The 16,658-nt window shown below is 47.7% G+C and carries 16 protein-coding genes and 1 riboswitch; of the genes, 9 read left to right on the top strand and 7 right to left on the bottom strand.

Annotated features, from left to right (window positions below):
- Positions 1 to 23: 23 nt before the first annotated feature.
- Positions 24 to 980, top strand: coding sequence for an IS30 family transposase (locus ACDJ58_RS30540; RefSeq protein WP_413374419.1), 957 nt, complete (start codon positions 24 to 26; stop codon positions 978 to 980).
- Positions 981 to 1,826: 846 nt separating this feature from the next.
- On the opposite strand, the gene speB is transcribed toward ACDJ58_RS30540, so the two are convergent.
- Positions 1,827 to 2,696, bottom strand: coding sequence for an agmatinase (gene speB, locus ACDJ58_RS30535; protein WP_413374418.1), 870 nt, complete (start codon positions 2,694 to 2,696; stop codon positions 1,827 to 1,829).
- Between the two features lie 14 nt (positions 2,697 to 2,710).
- Complete coding sequence (gene speE, locus ACDJ58_RS30530; protein ID WP_090905341.1) at positions 2,711 to 3,538, bottom strand: polyamine aminopropyltransferase; 828 nt, start codon at positions 3,536 to 3,538, stop codon at positions 2,711 to 2,713.
- A gap of 299 nt (positions 3,539 to 3,837) precedes the next feature.
- Between speE and ACDJ58_RS30525 the strand changes: the two genes are divergently transcribed.
- Positions 3,838 to 5,916, top strand: a complete 2,079-nt coding sequence (locus ACDJ58_RS30525; protein ID WP_413374417.1) for a transglycosylase domain-containing protein — start codon at positions 3,838 to 3,840, stop codon at positions 5,914 to 5,916.
- A 145-nt stretch (positions 5,917 to 6,061) separates the two neighbouring features.
- On the opposite strand, the gene ACDJ58_RS30520 is transcribed toward ACDJ58_RS30525, so the two are convergent.
- Positions 6,062 to 6,565 (bottom strand): YwhD family protein, encoded by a 504-nt coding sequence (locus ACDJ58_RS30520; RefSeq protein WP_063567638.1) that lies wholly within the window; start codon positions 6,563 to 6,565, stop codon positions 6,062 to 6,064.
- 102 nt (positions 6,566 to 6,667) lie between these two features.
- Between ACDJ58_RS30520 and ACDJ58_RS30515 the strand changes: the two genes are divergently transcribed.
- From ACDJ58_RS30515 to ACDJ58_RS30495, 5 genes are all read left to right on the top strand, one after another.
- Positions 6,668 to 8,659 carry a M1 family metallopeptidase gene (locus ACDJ58_RS30515; RefSeq protein ID WP_413374416.1) on the top strand — a complete coding sequence of 664 codons (1,992 nt, stop codon included), beginning with the start codon at positions 6,668 to 6,670 and terminating at the stop codon, positions 8,657 to 8,659.
- A 10-nt stretch (positions 8,660 to 8,669) separates the two neighbouring features.
- Positions 8,670 to 9,512 (top strand): hypothetical protein, encoded by an 843-nt coding sequence (locus ACDJ58_RS30510; RefSeq protein WP_413374415.1) that lies wholly within the window; start codon positions 8,670 to 8,672, stop codon positions 9,510 to 9,512.
- 251 nt (positions 9,513 to 9,763) lie between these two features.
- Positions 9,764 to 9,901, top strand: a riboswitch (cyclic di-AMP (ydaO/yuaA leader).
- A gap of 3 nt (positions 9,902 to 9,904) precedes the next feature.
- Positions 9,905 to 10,375, top strand: coding sequence for a C40 family peptidase (locus ACDJ58_RS30505; protein WP_413374414.1), 471 nt, complete (start codon positions 9,905 to 9,907; stop codon positions 10,373 to 10,375).
- A 391-nt stretch (positions 10,376 to 10,766) separates the two neighbouring features.
- Positions 10,767 to 11,261 (top strand): GNAT family N-acetyltransferase, encoded by a 495-nt coding sequence (locus tag ACDJ58_RS30500; RefSeq protein WP_413374413.1) that lies wholly within the window; start codon positions 10,767 to 10,769, stop codon positions 11,259 to 11,261.
- A gap of 150 nt (positions 11,262 to 11,411) precedes the next feature.
- Entirely contained in the window at positions 11,412 to 11,771 is a 360-nt protein-coding gene (locus tag ACDJ58_RS30495) for a c-type cytochrome (protein WP_063567633.1), read from the top strand.
- Between the two features lie 331 nt (positions 11,772 to 12,102).
- Here ACDJ58_RS30495 and rbsK read toward each other — a convergent pair whose 3' ends face one another.
- The 3 genes from rbsK to ACDJ58_RS30480 form a co-directional block, all read right to left on the bottom strand.
- On the bottom strand, positions 12,103 to 13,089 hold the full coding sequence (rbsK, locus tag ACDJ58_RS30490) for a ribokinase (protein ID WP_413374412.1): 987 nt from the start codon (positions 13,087 to 13,089) through the stop codon (positions 12,103 to 12,105).
- Between the two features lie 44 nt (positions 13,090 to 13,133).
- Positions 13,134 to 13,430, bottom strand: a complete 297-nt coding sequence (locus tag ACDJ58_RS30485) for a 4a-hydroxytetrahydrobiopterin dehydratase (protein WP_062329625.1) — start codon at positions 13,428 to 13,430, stop codon at positions 13,134 to 13,136.
- A gap of 253 nt (positions 13,431 to 13,683) precedes the next feature.
- Positions 13,684 to 13,977: a hypothetical protein gene (locus tag ACDJ58_RS30480; RefSeq protein WP_063567630.1), complete on the bottom strand. Its 294-nt coding sequence runs from the start codon at positions 13,975 to 13,977 to the stop codon at positions 13,684 to 13,686.
- 234 nt (positions 13,978 to 14,211) lie between these two features.
- On the opposite strand from ACDJ58_RS30480, the gene motA reads away from it, so the two are divergent.
- Together motA and motB are read left to right on the top strand one after the other, a co-directional pair.
- On the top strand, positions 14,212 to 15,012 hold the full coding sequence (motA, locus tag ACDJ58_RS30475) for a flagellar motor stator protein MotA (RefSeq protein WP_024628803.1): 801 nt from the start codon (positions 14,212 to 14,214) through the stop codon (positions 15,010 to 15,012).
- Positions 14,999 to 15,814, top strand: coding sequence for a flagellar motor protein MotB (gene motB / locus ACDJ58_RS30470; RefSeq protein ID WP_413374411.1), 816 nt, complete (start codon positions 14,999 to 15,001; stop codon positions 15,812 to 15,814). The genes motA and motB overlap by 14 nt, the downstream gene beginning before the upstream one ends.
- Before the next feature lie 132 nt (positions 15,815 to 15,946).
- Here motB and rluF read toward each other — a convergent pair whose 3' ends face one another.
- Positions 15,947 to 16,648, bottom strand: a complete 702-nt coding sequence (rluF, locus tag ACDJ58_RS30465) for a 23S rRNA pseudouridine(2604) synthase RluF (protein ID WP_413374410.1) — start codon at positions 16,646 to 16,648, stop codon at positions 15,947 to 15,949.
- Positions 16,649 to 16,658: the final 10 nt, after the last annotated feature.

Below are 16,658 nucleotides of genomic sequence, written 5' to 3'. Positions count from 1 at the left end.
ATTCACACAAGGAGAATCAGTCCATGAGTTATTCACATCTTAGCATAATCGAACGCAGCAAGCTAGAAATCCTACATCGACAAGGGAAAAGTGCAAGAGCCATCGCCGAGGAACTTGGTCGGCATCATACGACCATTTGCCGGGAGATCAGCCGGAATGTTCAACTACAATCTTATCAGGCAGAAAGATCACAACAAGCTTATGTGCAGCGCCGCAAAGCTTCCGTATCCAAGGGTAGATGGACGAAAGCACATGCTGAAGAGTTGGAAGAGAAGTTGCACGCCACATGGTCCCCTGAACAGATCGTGGAGCGCTTTAAAACTGAAAATCGACTCACCGTATGTTTTAAAACGATCTACCGCTGGATCTATGCAGGTCGTCTAACCAAAGGTGCTTTGCATGTACTCCGGCACAAAGGTAAACGTCAGAAACCTGCGGAAACACGCGGTAAGTTTGCTGTAGGCAGACCCATTTCCGAGCGTCCGAAGGACGTTCGCTCTCGGGAAACATTTGGGCATTGGGAACTGGACACGGTGGTTTCGGGACGTGGAAAGAGCAAGGGTTGTGTAGCAACCTTCATTGAACGGAAAACACGTCTGTACACCGCGATTCAAATGCCCGATCGGACGGCTTTGTCGATGGAGATCGCCTTTGGCGTAGCCGCTGCTCAGTATCCTACTAAGGCTTTTCGAACCGCTACGGCAGACCGTGGCAAGGAGTTCGCCTGCTACGCGAACCTGGAACAAACACACGACGTACAGATTTATTTTGCTGACCCTTACTCTTCCTGGCAACGCGGTTCGAATGAGAATGCGAACGGCTTACTTCGAGAGTTCTTTCCCAAGGGCACGGACTTTAAGCAAATATCAGATGCAACATTGGAGCGTTCGCTTCACTTAATCAACCATCGCCCCCGAAAATGTCTGGGCTGGAAAACCGCTCACGAATCTTTCATAAAGGAACTGTCGCACTTGGTTTGACAATCCGTTGCAATGAAAAACCACTCATGCCCACATTTTTAATCTCATGGGCATGAATGGTTCGTCATTAATCTCTACTAAGAGCTGATTTAAATGGGATATGTCTTAAAAGCAATGATCACAAAAGTGATACTTAAAACAAGGCAAAGGGCAAAATGCAATTTATTGTATTTGAGTGTTCTGATGCTAAAGGCAACATATAACATGGCGAGATTAGCCAGTATTAGCGTTAAATTGATGAACAAAGTCATTGTTATTATAAGATTGATGGTAAATATCATAAGTACCGCTACGAACCATTTGGGATACATACTCAATTGAGCCCGGATTGCATGCATAACAAAAACCCCTTTCCTCTATTTCCATATTATACATAAATATTAAGATAGAGTCATCCCAAATACGTATTTCTGCTTAACGCGTGGGTGGAATCATATATACAACAAATGGTAGAGGTACGGGAACATACGTGCTATAATCAATGTTATGGACTTTGAATTGCAAGCGAAAACCCACCTCATAAGGTCGGAAGCCTGACGGTGGGTTTCGCTTGAATAGCAATATTTAATTCTTGCACGCCGTGGCAATTCACAGCCTTTTGGGGGCCTAAGAGTCTTTACCGTTGGCGCGGTGAAGGCTCTTTTTTAGTATATGGTCGAACCCGATCACCATATACTTCACGGCTGTAATATATCAATTAATATATTACTGAATACTGTTGTAGTCAGTATAACACAGTCCAGAAATGAGGTTCAACAAGTTAAGTTCAGGAGGCAATCACAAAAAAACGCCCCCTCCTATGCAGGCTTCAACCTGACACAGACAGAGGACGCTGTTATTTTGCGATTACTTCACGAATCCAAGCAGCATTTCACGGATCATCTTCGCAGCCACAATTTGTGTCTGTTCCGTTGGATCGTAAATCGGTGCCACTTCAACTAGGTCACAACCCACCACATTTACATCTGATCCTGCGATCATGTGAATGGCTTCAAGCAATTCCTTGGACGTAATGCCGCCCGCTTCTGCTGTTCCTGTACCTGGAGCCGCAGACGGATCAAGCACATCGATATCGATTGTAACGTACACCGGACGGTTACCCATTTTCGGAAGAGCTTCCTTCATGGGATCTGCCACTTCAAACGGATAGAAGTTGATGTTCTCCCGTCCGAATTGGAACTCTTCACGGGAACCGGAACGAATTCCGAACTGATAAATATTTTTGCCGCCCATCAGTTCGGCTGCTTTACGCACTGGCGTCGAGTGAGACAATGGCTCACCTTCATAGTTTTCACGCAGGTCGGCATGTGCATCAATATGAATCAGGATAAGGTCCGGATATTTTTTGTACATTTGCTGAATGACAGGCCAAGTGACGAGGTGTTCCCCGCCAAGACCAATCGGGAATTTGTCGTCAGCCAGCAGGCCACCGATATATTCTCCGATGACTTCGAGACTGCGTCCTGCGTTACCGAAAGGCAAAAGCAGATCCCCAGCGTCAAAGTAAGTCATATCCACAATACTTTTGTCCAGGTAAGGGCTGTACTCTTCAAGTCCAACCGAAGCCTGACGGATATGGGAAGGACCAAAACGGGACCCTGGACGGAAGCTGACGGTGTAATCCATCGGCATACCATAAATGACCGCTTTGGAGTTCTCATAATCCTCTGAACTGCAAATAAATACGTTACCTGAATAAGCTTGATCCAATTTCATCTAATTATTCCTCCTTATTTCGTAAGGTCTTCCACGAATTTAGGAAGAACGAACGCCGCTTTGTGCAGACGTGGAGAGTAATATTTCGTATCCATCTCTGGAATCTGCGTCTCGTCCACCTCAAGCGGATTATGTTTTTTGCTACCCATTGTAAAAGTCCACAGACCACTTGGGTACGTAGGGATATTACAGCCGTACACATGTACGATCGGGAAGATTTCCTTAACGTCTTTGTTTACCTTTTGGATCAGATCCGCTTTGAACCAGGGGTTGTCCGTTTGAGCAACGAAAATCCCGTCTTCTTTCAGCGCTTCATAGATGCCCTGGTAGAAACCGCGCTCAAACAGTGGAGCAGCCGGACCTACAGGCTCTGTGGAGTCAACGATGATTACATCGTATTCATTTTTATGCTCTATAATATGCATGTAGCCGTCGTTCACCAGCACTTCAACGTTAGGCTCGTCCAATTTACCGGCGATTTCAGGCAGATACTTTTTGGAATATTCAATCACTTTCCCGTCGATTTCGACGAGAACTGCCTTTTCTACAGCAGCGTGCTTAATGACTTCACGGATAACTCCGCCGTCACCGCCACCGACAACCAGCACCTTTTTCGGATTCGGGTGTGTGTTCAGCGCAGGGTGAGCCGCCATTTCGTGATAAACGAACTCGTCTTTCACCGTCGTCATCACCATGCCGTCAAGCAGCAACATATTTCCGAATTCTTCGGTCTCTACCATAGCCAGATCTTGAAAATCCGTCTTTTCGCTTACATAGGTCTGTTTAATCTTCGCGGTGATTCCGAATGCGGGGGTCTGTTTCTCCGTAAACCACAATTCCATAATCTCTACCTTCTTTCCGTAAAGTTTATATAGATTAAATTGACCAGAGCGTACATAGCGTCTGACTAATCAAAGAATCAAATCACTGCCAATGGGTACTGTTCGACCTTCCTTGCCTATTGTATGTTGTGCCGAACCGTTACTTTTCATTACCCTTTTGCATTATACGCGATTGACGTTTATACTGCAAAACGGTTTTTTTCTGCAAATAAAGCTATATTTTAAACCGCTAAACGGGCGGATTGAATATCCGTGTCACTGAATTCCCATACTGGAAAGAAAAGAAAGGAGCCCGTTCCATGACCCAATCAAGCCAAAAGACCCGCAAACGCGGGTTCCGCATATGGAAAGTCATCAAAAGCCTGACTCTGCTCGCTATTCTCGGCCTAATCGCCATGGCAGCAGGGTTGGTCTACTTGTACGCCACCAGCCTGCCGCTGGCCGACTCGGATCGCAATTCCAGGTTGCTGGACAGCCAGGGCGAAGTCATTGCCACTTTCTCTGCGGGCGGCAAAGACTCGGTACCTGTACAGTTGGGAGATATCTCACCCGATTTGGTCAACGCTACTCTTGCTGTAGAGGACCGCAAGTTCTATGATCATGTCGGCTTCGACATTCGAGGAATGGGACGGGCTGTACTCGTAAACCTGGAACATATGCAGATGTCTCAGGGCGCAAGTACACTGACCCAACAGCTCGCACGTAACTTGTATTTGTCGCATGAAAAGACATGGACCCGCAAAGCCAAGGAAGCCATGTATACGGCACAATTGGAGATGAAATACAGCAAGGATGAAATTCTGCAGATGTACCTGAATGAAATTTATTACGGTCACGGCGCCTACGGGATCGAAGCAGCCTCGCGGATGTATTTTGGCAAATCGGCGAAACAGTTGACGCTCGCCGAAAGTGCCATGCTTGCAGGGATTCCAAAGGGTCCGACTTACTATTCTCCATATAATCATATGAAGAACGCCAAGGACCGGCAGAAGGTTGTATTGAATGCCATGGCTGACATCGGCAAAATTACGCAAGCAGAAGCAGACAAGGCTTATGAGGAAATGCTTTCGTTCAAGCCGGAAAGTGAACGCAAAACCGTAGAAAGTGCACCCTATTTCCGCGACTATATCCGGAATCTAGCCATCAAGGAGCTGGGAATCAGCGAAGCGATGCTGGATCATGGAGGATTGAATATATACACCACGCTGGATCTGCGTGTGCAAAAAGCGGCGGAAGATGCCGTAGCCAAGGGCATGGACGCTAAAAGTGAGCTCGAAACGGCTCTGGTATCGATCGATCCGCGTACCGGATATATCAAAGCGATGGTCGGCGGCAAAAATTACCGCACCAATCAGATTAACCATGTACTGGCGACTACACGCCAGCCGGGATCTGCTTTTAAACCAATTATGTATCTGGCTGCCCTGGAATCCAAACAGCTCACCAGTGCGTCCATGTTTAAAAGCGAACCTACCCTGTTTCATTATGACAATGATCGGAAGACCTATAAACCCGGCAACTTCGGGGATAAGTATTTAGGTGAGATTGATCTGAGACAGGCTATCGCCGCTTCGGACAACATCTACGCGGTAAATACGATTATGCAGATTGGACCTGAACAAGTGGTGAAAATGGCCAAAAACCTAGGGATTACGAGCAACATGAGCCCGGTACCTTCCCTTGCACTCGGCACCTCACCTGTTAGTCCACTGGAGATGGCTTCAGCATTCTCCGCTATCGCCGCAGGTGGGCAGCGAACACCTCCTGTAGCCATTCTGCAAGTGACGGATGCCGCAGGACGAGTAATCTATGAAGCACCTCAGACCAAGGCTGAGAAGGTCGTTGAACCCGCTGCCGCTTATGTATTAACACGGTTGATGGAAAGTGTGTTCGAAAATGGTGGGACGGGTAATCGAGTATCTGCAACCATTAAGCGACCTGTCGCCGGCAAAACGGGGACAACAAATACGGACGCTTGGCTAGTCGGCTTCACCCCAGAGCTCTCAACGGCTGTCTGGGTCGGTTACGATCAAGGCAAAGCCATTTCCACATCCGACGGGCGTCGTGCGGCACCTATGTTTGCCCAGTTCACGGAACAGGCTCTCTCCAGTGTTCCACCAAAGATTTTCACCGTACCGGATAACGTAGTCAGTGTATATATCGATCCCGAATCCGGAAAACTGGCTGGCAATGGCTGCGCCGAGAAACGGCTGGAAGTTTTTATTGATGGCACGGAACCGACTGAGGTCTGTCGCAGCGCTTCAGATGATTCGGGTTCAGAGAATGATAAAGACAGTCGCGAAGTGCAAAACCAGCAGGGAATACAGGAAGAGAAGCATTCATGGTGGAAGGATTTCAAACGCTGGTGGGTGGAATGACCAAAGTGACGTAAATGCGTAATGACGTAATTGCGTCAGCGCCCGCAAGATTCAATTTTAGCATAGAAGCAAAAGCCCCGAACCGATCATCTCGATCACGGGGCTTTTGCTTCTTCTTTTTTGAACAGCTTTAAACATTCATTAATTAGGCAAGCGCTTCTTTCAATTCATCTGGAGAAGCGTTCCACCATTCTTCGTTATGCGTAGTCAGCAACGTCTTGAGTGCCGCGCGATCTTCAGGTCCAAGATCATCCAGCATGAACCGGCGCTTCATGGCATAATCCATGCGATTCACATGATCGGCCAGCAGTTTCCATCCACGACGCGCTTCTGTATCAATCCACATCTCACACGCAGTTGCTCCACCATAGAACTGCCCCTGTTCGTTACGGTCCACAGCTACCCATACTAGCCATACTTGGCGTCCATTGGGCACATCCTCACGATTAGTCGAGAACTTGATATTGCGCTCCACTTTGCTCTTCGCATGCATCGCGCCCACATCAATCTTTGCTTCACCGTTATCAATAATAACGGGGGAAAGGTTATTCAGATCAATGGAGCCTGCACCGAAGCCTTTGTGTTTGCTTTTTGCACTAACGATATTCAAGGCAATCTGTTTTTTGCCGTTTTGCTCGTTTTGGTCCATGTTTTATAGCCTCCAAGGGTTGATACAAATATTTTAACTAATAATCGCCCCAATGCAAACATATACATGCTGTAGATGCTTGTCAACGGGAGGTATTTAACGATGATTCCACGACGCGCCAAGAGCTGGCTCACCGCAATTATAGCCCTGTGTGTAATTGCCGGGGGGATATGGCTTGGTCTGGGTTCCACACGCTCCATTCATTCTGACTTGCCTGCGCTCGCCCCGGAATCGGGCAAGCCTACAGCACCCGTCAAAACCCAAACATCTCCGGAAAGTATACAGACACCTACCGCTGAAGTGTTCAGCAACCGCGTAGTGGAATATCACATGGATGTGAAGCTGGTAGACGGGAACGTACTGCAAGGGACACAGACGATAACCTGGACACATCCAGGTAAGAAAACCGTCAGCGAGCTTTATTTTCACATGTATCCCAATGCCTTCTCTTCTGCTGACACCACTTTTATGAAAGAATCCGGGGGAAAGCTTCGCGGTGATGTCATGCCCACGAACGGTTACGGTTCCATGCATATTACAGAAATGAAAACAGAGGACGGGCTTTCTCTCTTACATCGGATGCAGTATGTGCAACCGGATGACGGAAACATGAAAGATACTACCCTCATTAAGGTACGGCTGCCCAAACCCGTTAAAGGCGGTGAAAGCATCACGCTTCACACCCGATTTGAGGTCAAGCTACCGAAAATTTTTGCCCGCATGGGAACAGCAGATAATTTTGTTATGGCAGGTCAATGGTTCCCTAAACTTAGCGTATATGAGCCAGCAGGCACCCGAGGTCGGACAACCGAAGGCTGGAACCTGCATCAGTATCACGGCAATTCAGAGTTTTACGCAGATTTCGGTATCTATAGTGTGCGTATTCGGGTACCGGAAACATACAAAGTAGCTGCTACTGGATTCCCAACCCAGCAAGCTGTTGTGAAGAACGGCGAAAAATTATATCAGTTCTATGCCGATGATGTGCATGATTTTGCCTGGTCAGCCTCTCCTGATTTTGTTTATGCGGAAGAACCCTTCTCTGCTCCCAATGTGCCAGGCGTTCGAATCAAGCTGTATCTCGACCCTGCTCATGAGGATTTGAAGGAACGTTATTTCTACGCCGCCAAAGCAGCGCTATCCAATTATAGCAAGTGGTTTGGCCCTTATCCGTATTCCACACTGTCCATCGTTGTCCCGCCCAAATCGGGGAATGGCGCAGGGGGAATGGAATACCCTACCTTGGTCACCGCCTTCGGTGCGGATGATTCAGCTCCTGGTTACGATCTGGAACGCACAGTTGTGCACGAGATTGGGCATCAGTATTTTTACGGCATGGTCGCGAGTAATGAATTTGAAGAGGCTTGGCTGGACGAAGGATTCACCTCCTATGCAGAAGACAAAGTGATGGAACAGGAATACGGACTTATCCCGAATCTGCCTGTACAATCAGGTCTTATTACTTCTCCAGCTTCACTGACACAGGACTCCTGGAAATTTGATTCCCAGAATCAATATGCAGCAAACGTATACACACGAGGCAAGCTTGTATTACTCGGGATAGAACAACAGGTTGGTGCCAAAACGATGGAACGTATTCTCTCGACCTATGTAAAGAAATACCGTTTCAAACACCCTACCTCGTCTGATTTTCAAAAGGTCGTGGAGCAAGTAACCCGTACATCCTGGACCGATTATTTTAATCAATATGTATACGGAGACGGCATGGCTGACTTTGCGGTGGAGAAGATCGCAATCAATCCTATCCTGAAAGACGGCCAAACGTTGTACGAGTCATCGGTTACATTGCAGAAAAAAGGCAGTGAATATAAGAAGGTGCCTGTTCGAATTATGTTCGAAGATGGGAAAACCATGACGAAAGAATGGGATGGCAGCGAGGAGCGCATTACCTACAAACTGACCTATACTTCTCCTGTTTCCTGGGCTATGACTGATCCGCTATACACGATTGTGCTGGAGAACCATCATATGAACAATTTTCTGAAAGCCGGACTGGATGAGCCAACCAAATCCCGCTGGAGCATGAGCGCAACCAAACTTATAGAAGCCATATTCGGAAGTCTGTCATGGTGAGGTGGATACAGTGAAAGCGAAAATACGTGAAGGCTGGTTTCTCGTCCGTCAGCATATGTTCATTGCGGCACTCTTATTTCTCTATCAATTAGTATGGGGATACTTTCTTTATCGAATGGTGCAGTCAGCTGTGGTTCCGCTGCTCCTGCGTTATCCTGACCCTGATGCAGGGGAGCTCAGCACGATTTTATTTAAAATGGAGAGCCAACTCAGCCTGACAACGAATCCGGAGGTCCATCGCTATCTATGGATTCTAGGGGCTATGCTACTGCTGCGGATGCTGATTAGCCCTCTCATTCAGGCAGGGCTGCTCTACTCGCTCCAGCATTTTAACCATTCGGAAGAACGCATTCCATTCATCCGCGGCATCAAAAATTTGTGGAAACCGATGTTATTGCTCCACACCATTCGTACCCTATTGTTGCTGCTACCGGCTTATTGGCTCGCACCAAAACTCTATTCCATCTTTATGGAAGGTTTTCATTCCCTCCATCTGCTCTTGCCTGGTATTCCCTATGTTGCTGGTTGGATTGTATACGGGTGGGTTATCCATCATGTCCTGCTCTACATGCAGTTTGGTATCTCGGCTCCTGATGGGGAGGGTGGAGCGCGTGGTACGTTTCAAGCTCTATGGATTGCACTACGCCAGGTCATCTCTCTAATCGGCATTGCTGTCCTGTTGGGCGGCCTTCATCTGCTAGTCTTTGGTGCCTTTACTTCAGCTTCATGGTTAGTAACGGGCTTAACTGGCCTTATACTACAACAGACGTATCCACTTGCCCGGTGCTTGCTGAGCCTGTGGAAAATATGCGCCCATTTCCGGTTATGGCAGTCCAACTCGGTCAAGGATTAAATTGAACGGTTAAAAATTGTACCATCTCTATGTAAAGTTGTATTCATCAAATGCCGTTAAACAAGCAAACCTCGACCTTTCCCCGTCAAAGGTCGAGGTTTTTTTTGTTAATTTTGTTGTTAAACGTTGCCAAAGTGATATACCTCTGTTACAATAATCGCAGTGAGTTTTTAGTAACAACTTTGTAATCTTTACCTTCATATTTGTAACTACTTAAAATTTAATCGTCATTACTTGATTTCGCAGGTGCATAACTAGCATAGCCAAATTCCTAGCACCTGGGAAGCGGGGGAACCAGTTATGGGTGAATTGATCTTGCAACAGAGGGATCATAGGGGACCTTCAACCGAATCCTTAAGCTAACCTCGCAGGCATTGGAAGGGGTATATCTCTTGTTTAAGAAGAAATTAACTGCGGCTGTACTCAGCCTCACATTCGCATTATCGCTTGGAGCAGGCAGCGCATTCGCAGATTCAAAAATGGACCAAGTCATTGATTCAGCAATGGGAACTACATACAAAAGCGGAGGAACAACGCTTAACGGCTTTGACTGCTCTGGGTTCACAAGTTATGTATTCGACAAGCTGGGTATTGATCTGGCTCGCCAATCGAGTTCGCAATTCGACATGGGCGATTCGGTATCTCGCATGGAAATGAGACCAGGTGACCTGGTATTCTTCAATACAACGGGCAAAGGGGTCTCGCACGTAGGGATCTTTGTAGGGGATGGGAAGTTTGCACACTCCTCTTCTTCCAAAGGAGTTACAATCAGCGAATTAAGCGAAAGCTACTGGGCTAACCGCTATGTTGGCGCTAAACGGATTATGAGCACGGACGCATATGAGACATTGGCCAACGACTAGGGACAAGCTGAGCAACGTCATGCTGTAACAATAACACTACTGTAACGAAGCATAATAGAACCGTCTGGTACATTCTCCGCAGGAATGTATCCGGCGGTTTTTTTGTGCTTCGTTTCCTTTAACGTACTAGGGATAGCTGTCAAACCTAACTTCAACTTATTTAGAGCTATTTTTCGTTGCTTCGTCCGTGCTCTTATAATGTTTTTACCCATCCCACTATAATATAAACGAAATTACCGGAACTTTTGTTTCACTTTTTTTCTAAAACGAGGACTTGCCAAATGAACGCCTCTTTTGTAGAGTGAAAACAAGCTTAGATATGGAATGACATATGTATATGGACGGATCAGAACATTATAGCTTGTTCACAATGAGAGGAGCGTGCAGTTGTATGGATGAAGCCCCTGTGACGTTTCACGTTGTGCCCATGCAAGAAGAACATGCGGAACTAATCTGCGATTGGCAGTATGACCCGCCTTATAATATTTATAGCTGGCTGCCCTGGGAGCAGATGAAAGCACTTGAAGTGGAATTCGGAGATCCCCAGCTACGGAAGGAACAATATGCAGTGGTGCTGGGAGAGGATCATCAGATTTGCGGTTTTGCTCAATACTTCCCACTTGAAAGCATCACCCGCATTGGACTCGGCATGCACCCCGATCGATGTGGTCATGGTCAAGGGACAGCTTTTGTCTCAGCCATTGTACAGGAAGCAATTCGCCGGAATCCTGCAAACGAAATTGATCTGGAAGTTCTGACCTGGAATGACCGGGCCATTCGTGTCTATCTCAAAGTCGGATTTGTTACGCAGGATACATACGAACGACAGACACCGAGCGGTTTGAAACCTTTTTACTGCATGGTCTATGAAGGTCCACGCGAATAAATAGGGCTTAAAATCACCCTGAAAAGTCCCCGGTTATGTGATTAGTTCAAAAAATTACCACAAAATGCTATGATGTCACTACAGGTTCCGTTATAATGATATGGATAGTTTCAAGTTAGATGATCTTTCATTCTGGAGGGGACATAAGGGATGCACAAATGGATCATGAGCGGGGTATTTTTTGCAGCGTGCGCTTTAGCTATTGTACTAATGTTTACGCTTCCAGGGAAAGAGGAAGTTGCAGAAGAAGCGAAACCGACGATGCCGCAAGTTACAATGGATGCAGGACAGGCTGAGGCACTAGTCAAAGCAAACTGTATTACCTGCCACGGTGATCAGCTTCAAGGGGGCATGGGCCCTAGTCTGCAGAAGATTGGCAGCCAGGACGATGTGGAGAAGATTTATACGACCATTGTCAAAGGTAAAAGCGGCGGTATGCCTTCGTTCAAAGACAAGTTGAAGGATGAAGAAATCGCGAATATTGCGATGTGGCTGGCGGAGAAGAAGTAATCCAAGATGTTCAAGGCGATAAGTTTGTGGCGGGTTGCATGTGTAGTGCGTATCGTGGATTCAATCGCCTCCTGCTCTTTACGCATGCTCTAAACCACGCTGACGCTAGATGCACAACGTAGTCACCCCTTATTTGTATTACAGGGTTGCTGGATTTATCAATGGTCATACAGAGAAGAGGCTCTTACTCTCCCGTACTGGGAAGTAAGAGCCTCTTGGTCATTTCAGGGATGCTCCGATGAAAACATACACCACGCTATGGCTATCTCTAGATGCATTGGCGTATCCTATCCTGCCTGCTGGCCTCTGATTCAGCTAAAGCATGCATAGATTACTGGGTCTTTGCCTTATGCTCGGCAAGGAAAGCCTGCACCTCAGTTGCGGACGGCATCCCAGACTGGGCACCGAGCTTCGTCACGGACAACGCGGCTGCGCCCATGGCGAAGCTTACCGCCGCGTCCAGCGTCTCTCCGCGCGCGAGGGCTACTGCCAGCGCGCCGTTGAAGCAATCGCCAGCGCCGGTCGTGTCGACGGCGCTTACGGCGTAGCCGGGCGCACGGCACGCGCCGGCACGCCCTGCCTGTACGCGGCCGCTAGGCGCTGCCGCGTACACAGCCCCCTCGGGGCCGAGCGTCGTGACGACAGCGGCCCCGAGGGATGCAGCGAGCTCTGCGACCGCCGCATCCACGTCTTCCGGCCGGAGATCATCCCGGCCGGTGAGCACGGCGAGCTCGCTGCGGTTCGGCGTGATGACGTCGACGCACCGCAGGAGCTCCTGGGGCAGACCCGGCACCGCAGGCGCCGGGTTGAGCACCACCAATGCGCTGCCTTCAGCCGCCAGTTGGGCGGCGCGGGTGACCGCAGGCAGCGGGATCTCTAGCTGCAGCAGCACCGCTGCGGCTGCAGTCAGGCTTTTTACCGTATCAGCCTCTTCCAGCATCGCAGGCACAACCTGCCCATTCGCTCCGGGAATGACAATAATCCGGTTATCTCCTTTGGAGAGCCAAATGGAGGCCGTACCTGTAACGGAATCATCCAGAATGCGAACCTGCGAGGCATCCGCCCCGCTTTCCGTTAGACTGTGCAGCAGCCGTTCACCAAAACCATCCGAACCAACCGCACCAACCATCGTTGTCTGTCCGCCCAGTCGTGCAGCTGCAACCGCCTGATTGGCGCCTTTGCCCCCGGCCAGATAGTGCAGTTCCTCCCCGATCACCGTCTCGCCTTCCTCAGGAATGATGTCCGTCTTCACCACCAGATCCATATTAAGGCTGCCTACGACAGCAATAAGAGGTTTGTTGTGATTATCGTCTGACATGTATGCTTCACTCATTTCCGGTAGTGCGATATAACCGATCCAGGTTATTCCGACCTCATTTTCTCAAAAGCCTCGTTATATTGTTGCGCTTCTTTAATATCTACAGATGTGATGCCACCTTCATCCCATGATGTGAGACGCAGTGTGACTGTTGTATAGTCAATCGTAATGAAAGGGTGATGATTGAACGCTTCCGAAATCGCTGCGACCTCGTCCACAAATGCAATCCCTTTCATGTAGTTGGAAAATACGAACTTGCGGACAATCCATCGTCCCTCTTCCAGTTCCCAGCCTTCCAGCCTTCCCAGATGAGCTTCGACTTCCTCTTGCGAAAAAACCATACGTTATCTTCCTCCCCATATGATGGCTCATCACAGACAACTGTCCATGCTGCCACCGAAACCTTTGGTGCTACCCATAGCAACCCAAACGCATAGGTCCACCGCCCTGCGGTTCGCCCGTTTCATGACTATCATCTTACCACGGACAAGCCTCAAATTCCAATAGTACAAATGGCGCTAGATCCACTAACCATAAGGCTTTAGGGAGATTCTCCAACTCGGTTTTCCATGCCAAATATCTTATGCGAGCATACTAAATGAGCGGTACAAAAGTCAGTTCTTCTTCCCCAATTAAGATATGAATTCGGTGCTGATCCTTGTCATGAATGACCACTCCACTTCCTACCGGAATGACCGACTCCTCACCCAGTGCATAGAACAGATCTTCCGCCAATGCCTCATCCACTTCGAGTTGCTCTGTTACACCAAGGCGTGACCATTCTTCCTCATCCATCTCAAAGAAAACATAGCGGTCCGGTATTCGGCCTATAGCCTCTGTCAAATCTGTCAATATTCCTTCATAATCTCGTCCATGCTTTACGCCCATTGGCTTTTCACTCCTATTTAGCCCCTAAGGAGCAGATTTGATCTTATTATACCTGAAAATAACCCTTAAAAAAAAAGGCCATCTGGTCGATAAATACTATACATGACCGTTTTAACTGTTTCTGCAACCCTAAAGGATGCCTAACATTAAACGGATTGCGGTGTAACGTTCGTCCGGAAGCCCGAATAAAGCCGCTTGAAAGGATTCAATTTTATCTCATGGATGAGGTGTATGATGGAAATTTCAACGATTATCGGACTAGTTTTAGGGCTGGTTTCACTTGTAGTGGGTATGTTCCTGAAGGGTGCGCCCCTTATCAACCTGGTTAACAACCCGGCAGCCTACGTTATTATTTTTGTTGGTACGGCAGCAACTATTTTCATGGCATTTCCCATGTCTGAAGTTAAAAAAATCCCCAAGCTATTCGGGGTACTGTTCAAAAAGCAACAACTGATTGACCGTGTTTCTCTAATCGGCACATTTATGGACTGGGCTTCCACCACCCGTCGTGAAGGTTTGCTTGCACTTGAATCAAAAGTCGAAGATATTGATGATCAGTTCCTGCGCGGCGGTATGCGTATGATTATTGACGGCAATGATCAGGAATTTGTAAGTGATGTACTCATGGAAGATATTCATGCTACAGAAGAGCGCCATCGTGGCGGTGCCTTGATCTTCGCCCAAGCGGGGATGTATGCACCAACGCTCGGGGTACTCGGGGCCGTTGTAGGTCTCATCGCAGCACTTGCCGATCTCAGTGATATGGAAAAGCTCTCCCATGCGATTGCAGCGGCGTTTATCGCGACACTTCTCGGTATCTTTAGTGGTTACGTGTTGTGGCATCCGATGTCCAATAAACTGAAGCGGATGTCCAAAAAAGAGATGGAAATCAAGCTGATGATGGTTGAAGGCTTGTTATCCATACAATCTGGTGTATCCACCATTGCCATTAATCAAAAATTATCTGTATTCCTGACACCTTCCGAACGTAGACAGTTGGAAGAGAAGGAGGGCTCATCAGGTGAAAAAGGCTAAAAAACACGAACCGCATGAAGAACATATAGACGAGAGTTGGTTGCTTCCCTACTCCGACTTGATGACGTTGTTGCTCGCTCTGTTTATCACATTATTCTCTATGAGTTCTATAGATGCAACGAAGTTTGAACAGATGGCTTCCGCACTGAGCAGCGCATTGAACGGTGGTTCGGGTGTACTGGATCATACCTCTATGAGCCCTACAGAATCTACTACAGATCTGGGTAAGAGCAAACAGCAGCCTGAAGATATCAAGAAGACACCGGCTCAGATTACAGATGCGCAGATGGCTCAGAAAGAACAGGAAGATCTGGAGAAACTCAAGAAACGGCTTGATCAATATATTCAGAAAAACGGGCTTTCCGATCAGCTGAATACGAAGCTGAATCAGTCTGAGCTCAAGATCACGATCAGTGATAACGCCCTGTTCTCCTCAGGCCGGGCTGATGTTAAACCCGAGTCACGCTCGCTGGCCAAAGCCATCTCGAGCATGTTGCAGGAGTTCCCGGAATATGAAGTCGTTGTGTCTGGCCATACTGATAATGTTCCCATTTCGAACAGCCAATATAAGGATAATTGGGATTTGAGTGCCGATCGAGCACTGAATTTCCTCAAAATTCTGTTATTGAATGAGGCGCTGGACCCTTCGAAGTTCACACCTAGCGGTTATGGAGAGTATCACCCAGTCTCTAGCAACCAAACGGATGCTGGACGAGCTCAAAACCGTCGGGTAGAAGTTTCGATTATCCGGAAATATCAGAGTAACAACACGGCCGTGAAAGCAGTCGGACAAGGTAACTAAAGAGTCGTTCGTTGTAGCAAACTAATGCTTAAGTCACTCTCCTTCATTACAGGAGAGTGACTTTTTTCTATCCACTGATATTAAAAAGCGCTGCTTCCCTTGAGGGAAAGCAGCGCCTTCGATAATCATCATTTATTCCATATTATAATCTAGCAGACTGCTTAATTCCGACTTTTCTGCGGGTGTCAGTTCTCTCCAGGTCCCTGTAGCCTGTTCACCGAGATGAATGTTCATAATACGAATCCGCTTCAACTTCCGAACCTCATAGCCAAATGCACTGCACATCCGGCGAATTTGACGGTTTTTTCCCTCCGTCAGAATAATGCGGAACACCCGCTCTGATATACGAGTCACCGTACAAGGCAGCGTCATTTCGCCAAGGATCTTGACTCCTGTGCTCATGCCTCTCAAGAAACTCGGCGTTACCGCACGATCCACGGTGACAATATATTCTTTCTCATGGCGTCCTTCTGCCCTTAGAATTCGATTGACGATATCACCGTCATTGGTCATCAGAATCAAACCTTCCGAATCCTTATCCAGACGACCTATCGGGAAGATGCGTTCTTTGTGACCTACAAAATCAACGATATTCCCTTGAATGTGCTGCTCGGTTGTACTCGTTATTCCGACAGGTTTATTGAGCGCAATATATACGTGTTTTCGTTTTTCCTTAATAGGTTGACCATTAATTCGTACATCATCGCCATCTTCTGCTTGACTGCCCAGCTCTGCCGTCACTCCATTAATCGTTACTTTCCCGCTTTCCACCAATCTGTCGGCTTCCCGACGGGAACAAAAACCTGTTTCACTGATAAATTTATTAATACGCAAAAGGTAATCT

Source organism: Paenibacillus taichungensis (assembly GCF_047302525.1).
Classification (GTDB): domain Bacteria; phylum Bacillota; class Bacilli; order Paenibacillales; family Paenibacillaceae; genus Paenibacillus; species Paenibacillus taichungensis_B.
Note: the sequence above shows the minus strand (reverse complement) of the source record. Positions and strands in the feature narration are given on the sequence as shown.